This is a genomic window from Pseudomonas cremoris, assembly GCF_014230465.1.
Genome location: NZ_JAAXCY010000005.1, coordinates 336,442 through 352,560, shown reverse-complemented (window position 1 = coordinate 352,560; position 16,119 = coordinate 336,442). Strand labels below are relative to the sequence as shown.

Sequence of the window (16,119 nt, the reverse complement as noted above, 5' to 3'; positions counted from 1 at the left end):
AGCCTAGCGAGCCGGCAGTCGCAGATGAACCCGCAGGCCGCGCCCCGTGTTCTCCGCCCAGAGATTGCCGTCCTGACGTTGCACCGCATTTCGGGCGATGCTCAAGCCCAGGCCAAACCCGCCATCGCCAGGGCGGGAACCCTCCAAACGGGTGAACGGCGCAAAAATGCGCTCCAGGTCCTGCTCGGCAATCCCCCCGCCCTGATCTTCCAGCCACAGGTGCCAGTGATCTCCTTCGCGCTGACCGTCCAGGCTCACCACGCCATTGGGTGGTGAATGGCGTATGGCGTTACGCAGAATATTTTCCAGGGCCTGGGCCAGCGTATTCAGGTCGCCCCGCACCCAACAATCGGCTTCCAGCAGGCACGGCAAGCGCGATGCCGGCCAATCGCTTTCAAAACACGCGTTCTCACGCAGCATGTCCCAGAGGGCCTGCAGTTGAATGTCTTCCTTGGGCAACGGTGCACGCTCAGTGTCCAACCAGGCCAGTTGCAGGCTGCCTTCCACCAGGCGCTGCATGGCGTCGATCTCGCGGCCGAGGCGCTCACGCAGTTGGGCCAGGTCTTGCTCACTGTCACAGGCCACCCGCAAGCGGCTCAACGGCGTACGCAATTCATGGGACATGTCCCGCAGCAATTGCTGCTGCAACACCACAGTGCCCTGCAAACGTTCGGACATATGGTCAAAAGCCCGACCCAACTCGCCCAACTCATCCTGGCGACTGGTGGCGTCATGGGACAGCCGCGTGTGCAATTGATCAGCGCGCCAGGCATTGGCCTGCTCGCGCAGTTGATTGAGCGGCATGATCAGCAGCCGATACAGGCCGACACACAGCAACAGGGTGAACAATCCGGGGATCACGCCGTTAGTTACCACTCGCCAGAACAACTGGTAGCGCCCCGGCAGGAAACGCTGGGGCAGTTCGATGACCAGCGAGCCCACATTTGGGTCCACCGGAAACGGAATCTTCAGCCACGGCAAGCCCTTCGCGTGCCGACTCACCGGCCAATCGAGGCCGCGCAGGAAGGTCAGGCGCTGGCTTTCCCTATCGGTCAGCGGAATGTTGCTCAACGATTGCAGATCATTGCCAATCACACCGATCCACGTGCTCTCCCGCGCACGCATTGCCTGCAACCACGCATCAACGCCTTCGGCACCGCCTCGGCTCCAAGCCTGCTCGGCGCTGACGGCGTAGCCACTCAAGGTGGCCCTCGCCTCCTTGTCCAGATACGCGTTTTGCTCTTCCATGTACCGGCCCCAGGACCAGCTCAGCCAGATCATCAGCAAGCAGAACGCGATCAACAGGCAGGCCAGCTTCCAGAATAACGAGTGTTTCCCCGGTAACCGCTTCAAGGGACGCTTAAATGCCGTCATCGAGACCGCTCAGGACATAGCCCTTGCCCCATACGGTGCGCACTTCGCGTTCGCTATAACCGATGGCCTTGAGCTTGCGGCGGATTTGGCTGATATGCATGTCGAGGCTGCGGTCATGGGGGGCATAACCACGTTGCAACACATGCTGATAAAGGAAAGCCTTGCTGAGGACTTCATCACTGTTGCGATGCAGGGTTTCGAGCAGGCGATATTCGCTGCGGGTCAGGTTGGCCCAGTGTTCCTGGTGGAAGACGTCGCACAGCTCATCATCGAAGCGCAGGGTGCGCGTGTCATCGCGTACAGGCGCCAGGGTCGGCAGCGGGCGCCGGTCCAGGGCCACACGACGCAAGATGGCCTCGATGCGTACCCGCAGCTCAATCATGCTGAACGGCTTGGGCAGGTAGTCATCGGCGCCGAGGCGGAAGCCACTGACGCGATCCGCCTCGGCGCCCAGGGCCGACATGAGGATAACGGGGATCGAATGGCTCTGGCGCAGGTGAGTGAGGATCGACAGGCCATCCATTCCCGGCAGCAGGATGTCCATCAACACCACGTCGAACGCCTGGTCGCGCGCCATCTGCAGCCCTTGCTGGCCGTTCTGGCACCACGTCACGTCGAAGCCACAGCGACCAAGGTGCTCATGGACATAAGCGCCGAGTACAGGGTCATCTTCGATCGTCAGGATACTGGGTTGGCCAACTGCTGCGGGATTCATTAGCGTCTGCAAGTCATTCTCAGTGGCCGATTATTCAAGATTACCCCGCTACAGGCAATCGCCATCGCCTCCCCCAATGACGTGAAGATTGTTGTATGTCATTAATTTGCAAGATTCCACATCGCGCAAATGGCTACACTGCGCAGGTGGCGCGGGCCGGATGCCCGGGCGAATCATCGATAACAATGTGGTAGCAGGAGAGTGGCGTGCTTAGAAGAATGGGGATAAAAGGCCGCGTACTGTTGCTGACCTTATTACCGACCAGCCTGATGGCGTTGTTGTTGGGGGGCTATTTCACCAGGATGCAACTCTCGGAATTGCAGGCTCAACTCCTCCAACGCGGCGAAATGATCTCCGAGCAACTGGCTCCCCTGGTGGCCCCCGCCCTGAGCGCGCGCAATACCGATCTGCTTGAGCGCATCGCCACCCAATCCCTGGAACAACAGGACGTACGGGCGGTGTCATTCCTCGGTCCGGACCGAGGCGCCCTCGCCCACGCGGGCCCGACCATGCTCAACCAGCCGCCCGTCGGCAACAGTTCCCACCTGCTGCAACGCACCGGCAACGACGCCACGCGCTACCTCTTGCCGGTGTTCGGCCGCCACCGCAACCTTGCCGGTGACCTGATCCCGGATGAAGCCGACCGGCTGCTGGGCTGGGTTGAAGTGGAACTGTCCCACAACGGCATGCTGTTGCGCGGCTATCGCAGCCTGTTCGCCAGCCTGCTGCTGATTGCCATCGGCCTGGTTTGCACCGCGGCCCTGGCACTGCGCATCAGCCGCACCATCAATTCGCCGATTGGCCAGATCAAGCAAGCCGTGGCCCAACTCAAGGACGGTAACCTGGAAACCCGCCTGCCACCCTTGGGCAGCCAGGAACTGGACCAACTCGCCTCGGGCATCAACCGCATGGCCGAGACCCTGCAGAACGCCCAGGAAGAATTGCAGCACAGCATCGACCAGGCCACTGAAGATGTGCGCCAGAACCTGGAAACCATCGAGATCCAGAACATCGAGCTGGACCTGGCCCGCAAAGAGGCCCTGGAAGCCAGCCGCATCAAGTCGGAGTTCCTGGCCAACATGAGCCACGAAATCCGCACCCCGCTCAACGGCATCCTGGGTTTTACCCACCTGCTGCAAAAAAGCGAACTCACACCGCGCCAGCTCGACTACTTGGGCACCATCGAAAAATCCGCCGACAACCTGCTGGGCATCATCAATGAAATCCTCGATTTCTCGAAGATCGAGGCCGGCAAACTGGTGCTCGACAGTATTCCCTTCAACCTGCGCGACTTGCTGCAAGACACCCTGACCATTCTGGCCCCCGCCGCCCATGCCAAGCAGCTGGAACTGGTGAGCCTGGTCTATCGCGACACGCCGCTGGCGCTGGTGGGCGACCCGCTGCGCCTCAAGCAGATTCTCACCAACCTGATCAGCAATGCGATCAAGTTCACCCGCGAAGGCACCATCGTGGCGCGCGCGATGATCGAGGACGAACAAGAAGACAGCGTGCAACTGCGCATCAGCGTGCAGGACACCGGCATCGGCCTGTCCAGCCAGGATGTGCGCGCGTTGTTCCAGGCGTTCAGCCAAGCCGACAACTCGCTGTCACGCCAACCCGGCGGTACGGGCCTGGGCCTGGTGATCTCCAAGCGTTTGATCGAGCAGATGGGCGGTGAGATCGGCGTCGACAGCACGCCGGGCGAAGGCTCGGAGTTCTGGATCAGCCTGAACCTGCCCAAGACCCGCGATGACGTCGAGGACCTGCCCTCCGCGCCGCTACTGGGTCATCGCGTGGCGGTGCTGGAAAACCACGAACTGGCACGCCAGGCCCTGCAGCATCAGTTGGAAGACTGTGGCCTGGAAGTCACACCGTTCAACACCCTGGAAAGCCTGACCAACGGCATCACCAGCGCCCACCAGACCGACCAGGCCATCGACCTGGCGGTGCTCGGCGTCACCGCCAATGACATTCCGCCCGAGCGCCTCAATCAACACCTGTGGGACCTCGAACACCTGGGCTGCAAGGTGCTGGTGCTGTGCCCCACCACCGAACAGATGCTGTTCAACCAGTCTGTGCCCAACCCCAACAGCCAGTTGCAGGCAAAGCCGGCGTGCACCCGCAAATTGCGCCGAGCCTTGTCCGACCTGATCAGCCCGCGCCCGTCGCGCGGCGATCCCGGCGAGCCGCTGTCCAGCCGTGCGCCGCGTGTGCTGTGCGTGGATGACAACCCGGCAAACCTGCTGCTGGTACAGACGCTCCTGGAGGACATGGGCGCCAGGGTACGTGCGGTGGAAAGCGGTTACGCAGCAGTTGACGCGGTCAAGCAAGACGCCTTCGACCTGGTGCTGATGGATGTGCAGATGCCCGGCATGGACGGTCGCCAGAGCACCGAAGCGATACGCCTGTGGGAAAGCGAGCGCGACGGCACCCCGCTGCCAGTGGTTGCCCTGACCGCGCACGCCATGGCCAACGAAAAACGCGCCTTGCTGCAAAGTGGCATGGACGATTACCTGACCAAGCCCATCAGCGAACGGCAACTGGCCCAAGTGGTGCTGAAGTGGACCGGCCTGGCCCTGCGCAATCAAGGCCCGGAACGAGCAGCCGACGGCGTGGGCCCTGGCGTGCAATTGCCGGTGCTGGACCACGAGGAAGGCCTGCGCCTGGCTGCCGGCAAGACCGACTTGGCCGCCGACATGCTGGCCATGTTATTGGCCTCGCTGGAAGCCGACCGCTTGGCCATCGCCATCGCCCGTGACGCGAATGACAACAACGCCTTGATCGAACGCGTGCACCGCCTGCACGGCGCCACGCGCTACTGTGGCGTGCCACAACTGCGCGCCGCCTGCCAACGAGCCGAAACCCTGCTCAAGCAGGACGACGCCAAGGCCCTGAGTGCGCTGGACGAACTGGACATTGCCATCACCCGGTTGGCCAGTGAAGCGCGGGTCAGCGCTTGAACTCATCAAAAAAAGGAAGCCTTTGATGCGCGTAATTCTATTCAGCAGCCAAACCTACGACCGCGACAGCTTCCTCGGCGAGGCACTGCCACCTGGCGTAGAGCTGCAATTCCAGCCGGCCCGGCTCAACCTCGACACCGTGGCCCTGGCCGAAAACCACGAGGTAGTCTGCCCCTTTATCAATGACGACCTCAGCGCCCCAGTGCTGGAACACCTGGCCAACGGCGGCACACGGCTGATCGCCCTGCGCTCGGCGGGCTACAACCATGTCGACCTGGCCGCCGCCAAGCGCCTGGGCCTGACCATCGTGCGCGTCCCGGCCTACTCGCCCCACGCCGTAGCCGAGCACGCGGTGGCGCTGATCCTGGCGCTCAACCGCCGCCTGCATCGCGCTTACAACCGAACCCGCGACGGTGATTTCAGCCTGCACGGCCTCACCGGTTTCGATCTGGTGGGCAAGACTGTCGGCGTAGTCGGCACCGGGCAGATCGGCGCCACATTTGCCAAGATCATGGCCGGTTTCGGCTGCCAGTTGCTGGCCTACGACCCCTTCCCCAACCCGCAGGTATTGGCCCTCGGCGCACGCTACGTAAGCCTGCCGGAACTGCTGGCCGAGGCGCAGATCATCAGCCTGCACTGCCCGCTCACCGCCGACAGCAAGCACTTGGTCAACGCCCGCTCCCTGGCCCACATGCAACCTGGCGCAATGCTGATCAACACCGGGCGCGGCGGCCTGGTGGATACACCCGCACTGATCGAAGCGCTCAAGGACGGCCAGCTCGGCTACCTGGGGTTGGATGTGTATGAGGAAGAAGCCCAACTGTTCTTCGAAGACCGCTCCGACCTGCCCTTGCAGGACGATGTGCTCGCGCGCCTGCTGACGTTCCCCAACGTGATCATCACCGCCCACCAGGCGTTCCTCACCCGCGAGGCCCTGGGAGCAATCGCCGGCACCACGCTGGCGAACATTGCCGCATGGGCTGATGGCCGGGCGCAGAACCTGGTCGAAGGATGATCAGCGGTCACATACCAGGCTCATGATGGGCGGGCACCCGTGATAGGATGCCGCGCCTATTTGGAGGATCCATGGCCGAACACGATTTCCGCTTCAGCTTGCTGAGCCCGCAACACACCCTGATCGAATGCCGCGCCTTGGTGCCGGGCCGTTACCAGGTCACCGGCAACGGTGGTTCGATCAAGCATGGCGACGTCTTGATCGTCACCCTGCGTGGCAGTAAAACCCTGTCGATGCGCCTTACCGTCGAAGGTGACGCGCGCTACTCCATCCGCCCGGTGGGCCAGTGGGTCGCCATGGCCCAAGGGCCGAAATTCGGCGAGTTGGAAATTCACACCTGGAAAGTCAATTGCGACAGCTGCGACAGCGTGCTGGAGTTTGAATTCGCGGTGGAAACCAAACTGACTAAGGAACCGCTGCAACCGGCGGCCAACGCACGTATCAAAGAGTTGGGCTGGGCCAGCGAAGGCGACAAACACCGTTGCCCGAAATGCCAGAAGGCCGCCCAATGAAAGGCCTGCTTCTGCTCGCCGCCCTAGGTGCCGGCCTCACCGGTTGCGCCGGCGATGCGGTCAAGCTCAAGCAGGATCACAGCTACGTGGTGGAATGGATTGGTGAACGCCCACTGATGGATTACGCGCACCTCACCGTTACCCTCGGTGCTGATGGCCGCGCCTACGGCAATGGCGGCTGCAACCATTGGTTCGCGCCGTACACCGTCGACGGCGACAAGCTCAGCTTCGGCAAGATCGGCAGCACCCGCAAGCTTTGCGCCGAGGCGTTGATGGAGCAGGAACATCGCTTCTTCCAGGCGCTGCAAGGCGTTGAGCGCTGGGATATTTCGCCGATCGAGCAGACGCGTTTCTGGCCGGCCGAAGGCAAGCCGATTCGCTTGTGGCTTGAAGAAGGCTGACAGCACCCATCTCACGATTGAGTGAGGTCAAAAAATGTGGGAGCGGGCTTGCTCGCGAATGCGGTGTGTCAGTCAACTCATTCATGGACTGATCCACCGCATTCGCGAGCAAGCCCGCTCCCACATTGGTTTGTGTTGTCGCCTTAACCGCGCAGTGCCTTGAGCTTAGCGATCACGCCTTCCGCCGTCTGCTCGCCCATCAACTGCTCGCGCACCTTGCCCTTGTCATCAATGATGTAGGTCACCGGCAGCGCTTCGCTGCGGGGAATATCAAAAATCTCTTCCGGGTTCTGCGCCAGCACGGTGAACTTGATGCCCAGTTTCTCACTGGCTGCCTTCAGCTCTTCACCCTGCACATTGTCGAAGTTGACGCCAAACACACCTACGTTCTGCCCTTTCAACTGTTCCGCCAACGCGTTGAGCTCAGGGATTTCCGTGCGGCACGGGCCACACCACTCGGCCCAGTAATTGACCACCACCCACTGTTTATCCAGGCGTTCGGCCGCTACTTTCTTGCCGTATTGGTCAACACCGTAGTCGTTGCCGCAGCCGCTGAGCAGCAGGGTTGTGATGATCGCCAATGCACCGATCAGTCGCCTAGTCATGGGGTAATCCTTCGTAAAAATGAACGTTGGCTGCGACCTATCGCCTCTTACGGTTTAAGGACGGGCCGCAGCGCGGGTAGAATACCCGCCACCTTACGCAAGATGCGACCCGCACATGACCGATCTGACGCTTTATCACAACCCGCGCTGCTCGAAATCCCGCGGTGCGCTGGAACTGCTCGAAGCCCGCGGCCTCACGCCAACCGTGGTGCGCTACCTGGAAACCCCGCTGGATGCCACGCAATTAAAGGCCTTGCTCGCCAAACTGGGCATCAGCGCCCGCCAATTGCTGCGCACCGGTGAAGACGAATACAAGACGCTCAACCTGGCCGACGCCAGCCTCAGCGAAGCGCAATTGATCGCCGCCATCGCCGAGCATCCCAAGTTGATGGAACGTCCGATCCTTGAAACCGCCGATAAAGCGATCATTGGCCGTCCGCCGGAAAACGTGCTGGAGATCCTGCCGTGACTACGCCGTATGTATTGGTGCTGTATTACAGCCGCAATGGCTCGGTAAGCGAAATGGCCCGGCAGATTGCCCGGGGCATCGAGCAAGGCGGGATGGAAGCACGCCTGCGCACTGTGCCGGCGATTTCCACCGAGTGCGAAGCCGTGGCGCCGAGTATCCCGGACGAAGGCGCTCTGTATGCCAGCCTGGACGACTTGAAACATTGCTCGGGCCTGGCCCTGGGCAGCCCGACCCGCTTCGGCAACATGGCCGCACCGCTCAAGTACTTTCTTGATGGCACCAGCAACCTGTGGCTGACCGGCGCCCTCGTCGGCAAACCCGCCGGTGTGTTCACTTCAACCGCCAGCCTGCACGGTGGCCAGGAAACCACGCTGATGTCGATGCTGCTGCCGTTGCTGCACCACGGCATGCTGATCACCGGCCTGCCCTACAGCGAACAAGCCCTGCTCGACACCAAGGGCGGCGGCACGCCTTACGGCGCCAGTCACCACTCCGGGCCGGACGGTAAGCGCATGCTCGACCAACACGAAATCGCCCTGTGTCGCGCCCTTGGCTTGCGCCTGGCGAACACCGCTACCCTGCTGGAGGGTGGTCGTGGCCAGGAAGCCTAAGGTCCTGCCACCCCAAGCGTGGCTGGAGCCACGGGTCAAGGTGGCGCGCGCGTTAAGCCTGCTGGCGTTTCTGGGCCTGGTGGGTTTGTTGTGCGTGTATTACCTGTTCGTCGCCGACCTGCACGGCGCGCGTCCGTGGGTGATCCTGCTGATCGAACTGGTGCCGCTGCTGGTGCTGGCGCCGGGCATGCTGCTGGGCAGTGCACGTGGGCACTCGTGGATGTGCTTTGTGGTGAACCTGTACTTCATCAAGGGCGCGCTGGCGGCGTATGACCCGAACCGGCAGTGGTTCGGGGTGCTGGAGATGCTGGCGAGTCTGGCGGTGTTTTGTACGGCGCTGTTGTATGTGCGTTGGCGGCATCAGCTCAATCGGCGGTTGGCCGAGGCCTGATAGGACTGTAGCGCCTGCCAGGCAGCCTTCGCGAGCAAGCCCGCTCCCACATTTGATTGCATTTCAACTGAAGGAGCTCGGTCGAATGTGGGAGCGGGCTTGCTCGCGAAGGCATCACCACGGTCTCAATGATTCACGGTGTAAGCCAGCATCATCGACAACTGGCACATCGGCCGTCCACTCTCGGCGTGCCATTGGTTGAATGCGCCCTGCACCGTCGCCAAATCCCGCAAGCTGGTAGGCGCCTTGTCGACGATCTTCTGCGCGTTCAACGCCGCCACCACGTCATAGCTCGGCACAAAAGTGTCCTTGCCCACCATGCGCAAAAAGCGCGGCGCCGACAGCCCTCCCAGTTGGTGGCCGTGTTTGCTCAGGTACTTCCACAACCCGACGATGTCGGTCACCGGCCAGTCGGCAATGAAGGCACCGAAGCTGCCCTTCTCCTGGGCGATATCCAGGATCATCTGCGCATTGCGCGGCACGCTCTTGAGTTTGCCCAAATGGCGGATGATGCGCGTGTCCTGCATCAATCGCTCCAGGTGCTCGGCGCCCATCAGCACGACTTTCTCCGGGTCGAAGCCGAAAAATACCTGCTCGAACGCCGGCCACTTGGCGTCGACCACGCTGTGTTTGAGCCCCGCGCGAAACACCCGCAGAGCCAAGGTCGACAAATAGCGGTCATCACTGATCTTGCGCAATTGCGCCGGGGTGTTCGGCACAGGCAGGTGGGCTTCCAACTCGGCCGCCGAACCGAAGCGGTTCAGACAATATTCGTGCAGCCACTTGTAATCGCGCATGCCCTCTCCTGGGGATTCAAATGAAAACGGCGCCCATGAGCGCCGTCTTTCAGAGCGTTGAAGAACCTTAGAGGTTCACTACATTGACGAAGCGCGACGCGGCGCTCTCATCGATCTTGAGGCTGGTGAAGTCAAACAGGTTGCGGTCGGCCAATTGCGACGGAATCACATTCTGCAGGCTGCGGAAGATGCTTTCGGTACGGCCCGGCGTCTTGCGCTCCCAATCCACCAGCATCTCCTTGACTACCTGGCGCTGCAGGTTCTCTTGGGAGCCGCACAGGTTGCACGGGATGATCGGGAATTGCTTGAGGTCGGAGTAGGCCTGGATGTCCTTCTCGTTGCAATACGCCAACGGGCGGATCACCACGTTGCGTCCGTCATCGGCGCGCAGCTTGGGCGGCATGGCCTTGAGGGAGCCATTGAAGAACATATTCAGGAAGAAGGTCTCGACGATGTCGTCGCGGTGATGCCCCAGGGCCATCTTGGTCGCGCCGATTTCATCCGCAAAGGTGTAGAGCGTGCCACGGCGCAGGCGCGAGCACAGCGAGCAGGTGGTCTTGCCCTCCGGAATCAGCTCCTTGACCACCGAGTAGGTGTCTTTCTCGACGATGTGATACTCGACGCCCAATTCTTTGAGGTAGGCCGGCAACACGTGCTCGGGAAAACCGGGTTGTTTCTGGTCCATGTTGACGGCAACGATCTCGAACTTGATCGGTGCGACCTTTTGCAGATGCAACAGCACGTCGAGCATGGTGTAGCTGTCTTTGCCGCCGGAGAGGCAGACCATGACCTTGTCGCCGTCCTCGATCATGTTGAAGTCGGCGACCGCCTCACCGGCCAGGCGGCGCAGGCGTTTTTGCAGTTTGTTCTGGTTGACCGTAAGAGTGCCCATGGCGCTTGGATCCGCTGGAGGTGTGTGACGAAAAGCGGGGCATTTTACCGTTATGCGCGACTGAGATCCAATGTGGGAGCGGGCTTGCTCGCGAAGGCGCAGTGTCAGTCGGTACATGTGTAACTGATACACCGCCTTCGCGAGCAAGCCCGCTTCCCACATTTTGATCGAGTGGTGCCCGACAGTCCTCACCGCGATTAGCGCCAGTATTTACAGCGCAATTTGCTCTAAAGACCCTACAGTTATTCCGGCCATCCCTTCCTATACTGCGACTTGAGGTCGCACATATATCCAGACCTTTCAGGCCAATTGGCCCGTGGGCGCTCCGATGGGGGGCGATGGTAATTACGACAGGAGTGACTGGCATGATCCATCACGTCGTGGGGCTGTTTACCCATCCCGACCAGGAATGGCGGGAAATCCGTGGCGATAAAGAAGAAAGCATCGGCCACATGTACCTCACTCACACCCTGATTCTCGCGGCGATCCCCGCCGTATCAGCCTTTATCGGTACCACCCAGGTCGGCTGGGTCATCGGCAGTCGCGCGCCCGTGATGCTGACCCAGGAAAGCGCACTGTGGATGACCATCATGTCGTACGCAGCCATGCTCGGCGGCGTGGCGGTGATGGGCGCGTTCATTCACTGGATGGCGCGCACTTACGACGCCAACCCCAGCATGTCGCGTTGCGTGGCGTTCGCCACCTACACCGCCACACCGCTGTTCATCGGCGGGCTGGCGGCGCTGTATCCGCATATGTGGCTGGGCATGGTCGTCGGCACAGCGGCGATTTGCTACACGGTGTACCTGTTGTATGTGGGGCTGCCAACCTTCATGAACATTGATCCGGACGAAGGTTTCCTGTTTTCCAGTTCGGTACTCGCCGTGGGCCTGGTTGTACTGGTGGCAATCATGGCGTTCACCGTGATTGTCTGGGGCCTGGGCGTAGGGCCGATCTACACCAACTAAACGGTTTTAATCAGTGAGCAAGGCCACCGCAAGGTGGCTTTGTGCGTTGTGCATGACCATTCGGCGCCTGACAGATTCGGAAACACCTGGTTTTGCGGCATACTGGGGGTCTCTGGAGATATGGTCAGCATGCCCGAGCAACTCAATACCCGCGTCGAAGATTGTTTCCTACAAGCCGAATCCTTTTTCAAACGAAGCTTCAAACGCCCCCAGGTCAGCCTCAAGCTGCGGGGCCAGAAGGCCGGTGTCGCGCATTTGCACGAGAACCTGCTGCGTTTCAACCCACAGTTGTACCGTGAAAACAGCCAGCACTTCCTGAAACAGACCGTGGCCCATGAAGTGGCGCACTTGATCGCCCACCAATTGTTTGGCGAGCGCATCCAGCCCCATGGCGAGGAATGGCAATTGATCATGCGCGGCGTCTACGAGCTGCCGCCGGACCGTTGCCACACCTATGAAGTCAAGCGCCGCCAGGTGACCCGCTATATCTACCGATGCCCGTGTGCGGACAGTGACTTTCCGTTTTCGTCGCAGCGCCATGGGCTGGTAGGTCAGGGGCGGCGGTATTTGTGTCGGCGGTGTCGGCAGACGTTGGTGTTCACTGGGGAAACTCGGGTGGAGTGAGGGCCCCTTCGCGAGCAAGCCCGCTCGCACATTTGATCGGTGATCAACCTGGCAACGCGGTCGAATGTGGGAGCGGGCTTGCTCGCGAAAGCGCCAGTCCAGGCTCTACCCAACTACTTTGGCACGCCGCAACTCCGCTATCCGCTGAGCACTGAACCCCAACTGCGCCAACACCTCATCACTGTGCGCCCCCACGGCAACCCCGATATGCCGTGGTTCCGGCAAACCTTGCGAGAATTTCAACGGACAGGCCAATTGCGCCTGCGTCGAACCGTCCCCCCGGGGGACCTGACTGATCAGTTCGCGGGCTTTAAGCTGCGGATGCTCCACCGCCTCGCTCAAGCTCAACACCGGCTCGACACAGGCATCCACCCCCGAAAACAAATCACACAGCTCATTGAAGCTGCGCTTTTCGAACTCGACTTGCAGCGCAACCTTAAGCTCCGGCGCCAAGCCCTGCGCCGCTAACTCCGGACGCCCCAATGCCGTGCAGAGTTGCTGCATAAACACAGGCTCCAGGCTGCCAACCGACATCCAACGCCCGTCCCGCGTCCGGTAGTAATCGTAGAAACTGCCGCCGTTTAACACATGCCCCTCGCGCACCGGCTCCACGCCACATGCCAGGTAACCCGCACCTACCATGGCGTTCAAGCTGAATGAGCAGTCGGTCATGCTCACATCCAGGTATTGCCCTACCCCGCTCTGCTGCCGGGCAATGACCGCCGCCAGCAACCCGACCACCGCATGCAAAGAGCCGCCGCCCACATCCGCCAGTTGCACGCCCAGCGGCACCGGCCCGCTGTCCTGGCGCCCGGTGTAGCTGGCCACGCCGGCCAGTGCCAGGTAGTTGATATCGTGCCCGGCGCGGTCTTTGTAGGGGCCGGTCTGACCGTAACCGGTGATCGACACATAAATCAGCCTGGGATTGATCGCCTTCAGCGCCGCATAGCCCAATCCCAGCCGCTCCATCACACCGGGCCGAAACTGTTCGAGCACGATGTCGTAGTCTTTGACCAGCGCTCGCACAATCTCCAACGCCTCAGCCTGCTTGAGGTCCAGCGCCAAACTGCGCTTATTGCGATTGAGGTAGGCATGGCTCGCCGAAGTCCCTCGGTCGTTGGGCGGCAACACGCGCAGCAGGTCCATGCGCGTAGGCGATTCGATGCGCAATACCTCGGCGCCCATGTCCGCCAGCATCAATGATGCAAACGGGCCGGGCAGCAAGGTGGAAAAATCCAGCACTTTGAGGGACGCCAAGGGACCTGACATGGGCACTCCAATTCCGTTTCGATTGCCCACAGACTAGGCAGCCTTGCGCCTACCGGCAATCGTCAGAACGCTCAGCAACGGTGACCGTTTTGATCACGGCGGGCTTTTTCGTGGCGGCGGCTTTATCATTGCCCCACGTTTACTTGCAGAGTGTTCCATGAAGTTTGCGATAGCCCTGTTTTCCGCCGCCCATGCGCCCTCCTCGCGCCGCGCCTTGCTGTTCGCCCAGGCGGCGTTGGCCGGCGGGCATGAGATTGTGCGGCTGTTTTTTTATCAGGATGGCGTGTACAGCGCGTCCAACAACGTCGTCGCGCCCCAAGATGAGCAAGATATCGCCCGCCAGTGGCGTGAGTTTGTCAGCCAGCATCAGCTTGATGGCGTGGTGTGCATTGCCGCGGCCTTGCGCCGTGGCGTGCTCAATGCCGAAGAGGCCACGCGCTACCAACGCAGCGCGGTGAACCTGGAGGCGCCGTGGGCGTTGTCGGGCCTCGGGCAATTGCACGACGCCGCCCAAACGGCCGACCGCCTGATCTGTTTTGGAGGACCTTGAAATGTCCAAATCCTTATTGGTGATCAGCCGCCAGGCGCCATGGTCCGGGCCGAGTGCGCGCGAAGCGCTGGATATCGTGCTGGCCGGCGGCGCGTTTGACCTGCCGATCGGCTTGCTGTTTCTGGATGACGGCGTGTTCCAACTCGCGCCGCACCAGAACGCCAAGGCCGTGCAACAAAAGGACCTCAGCGCCAACCTGCAGGCCTTGGGGCTGTTCGGCATCGATGATGTATTTGTCTGCCGCCACAGCATGGCCGTGCGTGGCTTGACGCCACCGACCGAGGCGCAACCGTTGAGCAACGAGGCTATTTCCCAATTGATTGACCGCTACGACCAGGTGATTACCCTCTGATGTCGACTTTACATGTGGTGTCTCACTCGCCGTTTTCCGACAGCCGCCTCGACAGCTGCCTGCGTATCTGCGGCGCCGAGGACGCGATCCTGCTGTGCGGCGACGGCGCCTACGGGCTGCACGCCCCTGCCCTACACACCAAGGGCGTGAAGGTGTTTGTGCTGGCCGAGGACATGCAGGCGCGCAACCTGCCCTTACCGGACTGGGCCGACAGCGTGGACTATCCCGGTTTTGTGCAACTGTCGCTCGACTACGACAAGGTCAACAGCTGGCTATGAACACCTTGACCGTAGGCGAACGCACCTATGAGCTGGACAAAGACGGCTACCTCGTCGACTTGAACGACTGGTCCGTCGAGGTCGCCAACGCACTGGCCGCCGCCGAACCGTTGGCGTTGACGCCCGACCACTGGGAAATCCTCGACCTGTTGCGCGGCTTCTACGCCGAATTCCAGCTGTCCCCGGCCACCCGCCCGCTGATCAAGTACACCGCCTTGAAGCTGGGCCCGGAAAAAGGCAACAGCCTGCACCTCAACAAACTGTTCAACGGCACTCCCGCCAAACTCGCCGCCAAGCTGGCGGGCCTGCCCAGGCCGACGAATTGCTTATGACCGACTTTGCCCCGCTGACCCTAGAAACTCCTGCCGAGCACCCTTTTGCGCAGTTCGTGCGCATCCTGGGCAAAGGCAAGCGCGGCGCGCGCAACCTCACGCGTGAGGAAGCCCGCGAAGCCATGGGCATGCTGCTCGACGAGAAAGTCGAAGACACCCAACTGGGCGCCTTCCTGATGCTGCTGCGCCACAAGGAAGAAAGCCCGGAAGAACTCGCCGGCTTCACCGAAGCCGTGCGCGAGCGACTCAACGCGCCAGCGCTGAATGTGGATGTCGACTGGCCAACCTACGCCGGCAAGAAACGCCATCTGCCGTGGTACCTGCTGGCAGCCAAGTGCCTGGCACAAAACGGCGTGCGCATCCTCCTGCACGGCGGCGGGGCGCACACGGCGGGCCGGCTGTACACCGAGCAATTGCTGGAAGGTTTGCAGATCCCACTGTGCCGCAACTGGCAGCAGGTCGAGAGTGCCTTTGAGCACGGCAACCTGGCGTTTATCCCGCTGGGCGACTGGGCGCCGCAACTGCAACGCATGATCGACCTGCGCAACACCCTGGGCCTGCGTTCGCCAATCCACTCACTGGCGCGCCTGCTCAACCCGTTGAATGCACGCCTGGGCCTGCAAAGCATTTTTCACCCGGGTTACCAGGGTGTGCACCGCGACGCCAGCGGCCTGCTGGGGGATAACGTGATCGTGGTAAAAGGCGACGGCGGCGAAATCGAGATCAACCCTGACTCTGCAAGCCATCTGTACGGCACCACCGGCGGCGAAAGCTGGGATGAAGAATGGCCCGCCCTATCGGCCCAGCGCCACGTCAAACCGGCCGCGTTGGAGCCTGAGCATTTGAAAGCGCTGTGGCGTGGCGAAGTGGAAGACAGCTACCCACAATTGGCCCTGATCGCCACCATGGCGCTGGCGCTGCGCGGTCTTGGTCATGCACGTGAACAAGCGTTCGTCTTAGCCCAGCAATACTGGGATGCGCGGGACAAATCGATTTAGTCGATA

Annotated in this window: 20 protein-coding genes; 14 read left to right on the top strand and 6 right to left on the bottom strand. The window is 61.4% G+C overall.

Going from position 1 to position 16,119, the window contains the following annotated elements:
- Nucleotides 1–3: 3 nt before the first annotated feature.
- Together HF257_RS14730 and HF257_RS14725 are read right to left on the bottom strand one after the other, a co-directional pair.
- Nucleotides 4–1,374 (bottom strand): HAMP domain-containing sensor histidine kinase, encoded by a 1,371-nt coding sequence (locus tag HF257_RS14730; protein WP_185706709.1) that lies wholly within the window; start codon nt 1,372–1,374, stop codon nt 4–6.
- Nucleotides 1,361–2,089, bottom strand: a complete 729-nt coding sequence (locus HF257_RS14725) for a response regulator transcription factor (RefSeq protein WP_185706707.1) — start codon at nt 2,087–2,089, stop codon at nt 1,361–1,363. Before HF257_RS14725 ends, HF257_RS14730 begins: the two co-directional genes overlap by 14 nt.
- Before the next feature lie 206 nt (nt 2,090–2,295).
- On the opposite strand from HF257_RS14725, the gene HF257_RS14720 reads away from it, so the two are divergent.
- From HF257_RS14720 to HF257_RS14705, 4 genes are all read left to right on the top strand, one after another.
- The gene (locus HF257_RS14720; protein WP_185706705.1) at nt 2,296–5,049 is read left to right on the top strand and encodes a response regulator; all 2,754 of its coding nucleotides are present in this window, start codon (nt 2,296–2,298) and stop codon (nt 5,047–5,049) included.
- 25 nt (nt 5,050–5,074) lie between these two features.
- The gene (locus tag HF257_RS14715) at nt 5,075–6,064 is read left to right on the top strand and encodes a 2-hydroxyacid dehydrogenase (RefSeq protein ID WP_185706703.1); all 990 of its coding nucleotides are present in this window, start codon (nt 5,075–5,077) and stop codon (nt 6,062–6,064) included.
- 71 nt (nt 6,065–6,135) lie between these two features.
- On the top strand, nt 6,136–6,576 hold the full coding sequence (locus HF257_RS14710) for a hypothetical protein (protein WP_185706701.1): 441 nt from the start codon (nt 6,136–6,138) through the stop codon (nt 6,574–6,576).
- Complete coding sequence (locus HF257_RS14705; protein ID WP_185706699.1) at nt 6,573–6,977, top strand: META domain-containing protein; 405 nt, start codon at nt 6,573–6,575, stop codon at nt 6,975–6,977. Before HF257_RS14710 ends, HF257_RS14705 begins: the two co-directional genes overlap by 4 nt.
- A gap of 143 nt (nt 6,978–7,120) precedes the next feature.
- Here the strand turns inward: HF257_RS14705 and HF257_RS14700 are convergent, their stop codons facing one another.
- The gene (locus HF257_RS14700) at nt 7,121–7,582 is read right to left on the bottom strand and encodes a TlpA family protein disulfide reductase (RefSeq protein ID WP_105698572.1); all 462 of its coding nucleotides are present in this window, start codon (nt 7,580–7,582) and stop codon (nt 7,121–7,123) included.
- A 115-nt stretch (nt 7,583–7,697) separates the two neighbouring features.
- Here HF257_RS14700 and arsC point away from each other — a divergent pair, with 115 nt between their 5' ends.
- The 3 genes from arsC to HF257_RS14685 are packed head-to-tail and all read left to right on the top strand — an operon-like array spanning nt 7,698 to nt 9,053.
- Nucleotides 7,698–8,051, top strand: a complete 354-nt coding sequence (arsC, locus tag HF257_RS14695) for an arsenate reductase (glutaredoxin) (protein WP_185706697.1) — start codon at nt 7,698–7,700, stop codon at nt 8,049–8,051.
- Nucleotides 8,048–8,662, top strand: a complete 615-nt coding sequence (gene wrbA / locus HF257_RS14690; protein WP_185706695.1) for an NAD(P)H:quinone oxidoreductase — start codon at nt 8,048–8,050, stop codon at nt 8,660–8,662. The genes arsC and wrbA overlap by 4 nt, the downstream gene beginning before the upstream one ends.
- Entirely contained in the window at nt 8,646–9,053 is a 408-nt protein-coding gene (locus HF257_RS14685) for a DUF2069 domain-containing protein (RefSeq protein WP_185706693.1), read from the top strand. Before wrbA ends, HF257_RS14685 begins: the two co-directional genes overlap by 17 nt.
- Nucleotides 9,054–9,178: 125 nt before the next feature.
- Here the strand turns inward: HF257_RS14685 and HF257_RS14680 are convergent, their stop codons facing one another.
- Together HF257_RS14680 and ttcA are read right to left on the bottom strand one after the other, a co-directional pair.
- Nucleotides 9,179–9,850 (bottom strand): DNA-3-methyladenine glycosylase I, encoded by a 672-nt coding sequence (locus HF257_RS14680; protein WP_185706691.1) that lies wholly within the window; start codon nt 9,848–9,850, stop codon nt 9,179–9,181.
- A 67-nt stretch (nt 9,851–9,917) separates the two neighbouring features.
- On the bottom strand, nt 9,918–10,742 hold the full coding sequence (ttcA, locus tag HF257_RS14675; RefSeq protein ID WP_185706689.1) for a tRNA 2-thiocytidine(32) synthetase TtcA: 825 nt from the start codon (nt 10,740–10,742) through the stop codon (nt 9,918–9,920).
- Nucleotides 10,743–11,107: 365 nt separating this feature from the next.
- Between ttcA and HF257_RS14670 the strand changes: the two genes are divergently transcribed.
- Both HF257_RS14670 and HF257_RS14665 read left to right on the top strand, forming a co-directional pair.
- The gene (locus tag HF257_RS14670; protein WP_185706687.1) at nt 11,108–11,710 is read left to right on the top strand and encodes a Yip1 family protein; all 603 of its coding nucleotides are present in this window, start codon (nt 11,108–11,110) and stop codon (nt 11,708–11,710) included.
- A gap of 129 nt (nt 11,711–11,839) precedes the next feature.
- A complete protein-coding gene (locus HF257_RS14665; protein WP_185706685.1) occupies nt 11,840–12,334 on the top strand; it encodes a SprT family zinc-dependent metalloprotease in 495 nt (164 codons plus the stop codon).
- Between the two features lie 105 nt (nt 12,335–12,439).
- Here HF257_RS14665 and HF257_RS14660 read toward each other — a convergent pair whose 3' ends face one another.
- Nucleotides 12,440–13,603, bottom strand: a complete 1,164-nt coding sequence (locus HF257_RS14660) for a CaiB/BaiF CoA transferase family protein (protein ID WP_185706683.1) — start codon at nt 13,601–13,603, stop codon at nt 12,440–12,442.
- Nucleotides 13,604–13,760: 157 nt separating this feature from the next.
- Between HF257_RS14660 and tusD the strand changes: the two genes are divergently transcribed.
- From tusD to HF257_RS14635, 5 genes are read left to right on the top strand one after another with little or no spacing between them, the layout of a single operon-like run.
- The gene (tusD, locus tag HF257_RS14655; RefSeq protein WP_185706681.1) at nt 13,761–14,153 is read left to right on the top strand and encodes a sulfurtransferase complex subunit TusD; all 393 of its coding nucleotides are present in this window, start codon (nt 13,761–13,763) and stop codon (nt 14,151–14,153) included.
- A gap of 1 nt (nt 14,154) precedes the next feature.
- A complete protein-coding gene (gene tusC / locus HF257_RS14650) occupies nt 14,155–14,505 on the top strand; it encodes a sulfurtransferase complex subunit TusC (protein WP_185706679.1) in 351 nt (116 codons plus the stop codon).
- The gene (gene tusB / locus HF257_RS14645; RefSeq protein ID WP_185706677.1) at nt 14,505–14,783 is read left to right on the top strand and encodes a sulfurtransferase complex subunit TusB; all 279 of its coding nucleotides are present in this window, start codon (nt 14,505–14,507) and stop codon (nt 14,781–14,783) included. The genes tusC and tusB overlap by 1 nt, the downstream gene beginning before the upstream one ends.
- The gene (locus HF257_RS14640) at nt 14,780–15,115 is read left to right on the top strand and encodes a TusE/DsrC/DsvC family sulfur relay protein (RefSeq protein WP_185706675.1); all 336 of its coding nucleotides are present in this window, start codon (nt 14,780–14,782) and stop codon (nt 15,113–15,115) included. Before tusB ends, HF257_RS14640 begins: the two co-directional genes overlap by 4 nt.
- Nucleotides 15,112–16,113 carry a glycosyl transferase family protein gene (locus tag HF257_RS14635; RefSeq protein ID WP_185706673.1) on the top strand — a complete coding sequence of 334 codons (1,002 nt, stop codon included), beginning with the start codon at nt 15,112–15,114 and terminating at the stop codon, nt 16,111–16,113. Before HF257_RS14640 ends, HF257_RS14635 begins: the two co-directional genes overlap by 4 nt.
- Nucleotides 16,114–16,119: the final 6 nt, after the last annotated feature.

Bases quoted from the DNA above. Each gene is read 5' to 3' on its own strand.
- HF257_RS14680 (WP_185706691.1), bottom strand. From the start codon at position 9,850: ATGCGCGATTACAAGTGGCTGCACGAATATTGTCTGAACCGCTTCGGT.
- HF257_RS14725 (WP_185706707.1), bottom strand. From the start codon at position 2,089: ATGAATCCCGCAGCAGTTGGCCAACCCAGTATCCTGACGATCGAAGAT.
- HF257_RS14635 (WP_185706673.1), top strand. From the start codon at position 15,112: ATGACCGACTTTGCCCCGCTGACCCTAGAAACTCCTGCCGAGCACCCT.
- HF257_RS14670 (WP_185706687.1), top strand. From the start codon at position 11,108: ATGATCCATCACGTCGTGGGGCTGTTTACCCATCCCGACCAGGAATGG.
- tusB (WP_185706677.1), top strand. From the start codon at position 14,505: ATGTCGACTTTACATGTGGTGTCTCACTCGCCGTTTTCCGACAGCCGC.
- HF257_RS14730 (WP_185706709.1), bottom strand. From the start codon at position 1,374: ATGACGGCATTTAAGCGTCCCTTGAAGCGGTTACCGGGGAAACACTCG.
- ttcA (WP_185706689.1), bottom strand. From the start codon at position 10,742: ATGGGCACTCTTACGGTCAACCAGAACAAACTGCAAAAACGCCTGCGC.
- tusD (WP_185706681.1), top strand. From the start codon at position 13,761: ATGAAGTTTGCGATAGCCCTGTTTTCCGCCGCCCATGCGCCCTCCTCG.
- arsC (WP_185706697.1), top strand. From the start codon at position 7,698: ATGACCGATCTGACGCTTTATCACAACCCGCGCTGCTCGAAATCCCGC.
- HF257_RS14640 (WP_185706675.1), top strand. From the start codon at position 14,780: ATGAACACCTTGACCGTAGGCGAACGCACCTATGAGCTGGACAAAGAC.
- HF257_RS14705 (WP_185706699.1), top strand. From the start codon at position 6,573: ATGAAAGGCCTGCTTCTGCTCGCCGCCCTAGGTGCCGGCCTCACCGGT.
- HF257_RS14660 (WP_185706683.1), bottom strand. From the start codon at position 13,603: ATGTCAGGTCCCTTGGCGTCCCTCAAAGTGCTGGATTTTTCCACCTTG.
- HF257_RS14715 (WP_185706703.1), top strand. From the start codon at position 5,075: ATGCGCGTAATTCTATTCAGCAGCCAAACCTACGACCGCGACAGCTTC.
- HF257_RS14700 (WP_105698572.1), bottom strand. From the start codon at position 7,582: ATGACTAGGCGACTGATCGGTGCATTGGCGATCATCACAACCCTGCTG.
- tusC (WP_185706679.1), top strand. From the start codon at position 14,155: ATGTCCAAATCCTTATTGGTGATCAGCCGCCAGGCGCCATGGTCCGGG.
- HF257_RS14665 (WP_185706685.1), top strand. From the start codon at position 11,840: ATGCCCGAGCAACTCAATACCCGCGTCGAAGATTGTTTCCTACAAGCC.
- HF257_RS14710 (WP_185706701.1), top strand. From the start codon at position 6,136: ATGGCCGAACACGATTTCCGCTTCAGCTTGCTGAGCCCGCAACACACC.